Origin of the sequence: Alkalibacterium indicireducens (genome assembly GCF_039522005.1) — a bacterium.
GTDB lineage: Bacteria > Bacillota > Bacilli > Lactobacillales > Carnobacteriaceae_A > Alkalibacterium > Alkalibacterium indicireducens.
This window is the reverse complement of sequence record NZ_BAAADA010000115.1, coordinates 1-1259: the sequence shown is the minus strand read 5'-3', so window position 1 is coordinate 1259 and position 1259 is coordinate 1. Positions and strand designations below refer to the sequence as shown.

The following is a 1259-nucleotide window of genomic DNA, read 5'->3' as shown; positions in this document are numbered from 1 at the left end:
CCGCCGTATACGGAACCGTACGTACGGTGGTGTGAGAGGACGGTAAATAAATTAATTATTTACCCCCTACTCGATTGTTTTTATACAAAAAAATGACAATAGAAAAAAAACATATCACAAAGGCACTTAACGTTAATCCGTCTCGATATATTACATACAACACGAGATTAAAAATCGTTGCTATTACTAACAAGATAAGGACATTTACATTTATATTTTTGGTCATTTTAATTCAATCCTTTAAATAAGAGTATCATATGGGTGAATTTTATCAGTAATACGAACTGGATTAAAAATCAAAATAAGGAGATTGATTTTCTTACTGCGAATATAGCTGCTATTCATTTTAATTAAATAGACCTGTACAAAACAATTATTAATTACAAAGCACAAGTCTGTTAAAGAAATTTGTTAATATTGTATAATTTTACATAGATGGTTCTTGATTAGAAGGTAAATGCACGACACCTGGTCCGGCACCGCCACCACCACTAGTTGATCCTGAAGGTCTTGATCTGACAGAAAATGCATCAATTTTAGTCATGTCTACTATAACGCCGTTTCCCCTGTTGTGAGAAGTCATTCTATTTCTTAATAAAGCAACATGGGTTGAAAAGTACAAAGCAGTAGTCGATGTTAGGGGTGCTAGAGGGGAAACTTAATTGTTAAAAGCCCTAAAGCTCCTGCCCTACCAATTTGCAATAGACCTAAATCGCTTACTGTTTGAGTGGTTTGCGCATTAGTGAAAAAGGTTCTAGTCCCCCACCAGTACCTCTCTACATTGTATCCACGGCTAGCAAAAGTATTAGTGCTAGTTGTAGAAAATTCCGGTTGTTCTTCTAGATATATACCAGGTCTATTTATATTCGAATCAGTCTGTATAGTAGCCTGAATATTTTGAGGTTGCAACTCTAAAAAGCTATCTTCTAATTTCTCTAAATTATATTTTTCATATAGTTGAGTGGGGATACCAGAATGTAACTCCCAAAACCCATCTTCATTCACAATGACATAGGGTTCAACATCCTCTATGAATTGATCGAGTTCAAAGGAACTAACTTCTTGAGTTTGCTCTTCGTTAATACTTTCTTCTGACGCCACGGCTGTTAATGTAGGAAATATCCCACCAGATAAAACTAAAACTGAACTAGTACTAATAATTAATTTTTTTAGAGAAAATGACATAAATGAGCCAATTTCATAATTATTTGTCGTGTTTAACACCTGATAAATCAACTTTTTTAAAACATAGAAAAAAG

General features: G+C 34.0%; 1 protein-coding gene. It reads right to left on the bottom strand.

All coding sequences use genetic code 11. The features are described from left to right. Nucleotides 1-645: 645 nt before the first annotated feature. Nucleotides 646-1259: hypothetical protein (locus ABFX15_RS07130; RefSeq protein WP_346024775.1), on the bottom strand; the 614-nt coding region annotated here is incomplete at its 5' end.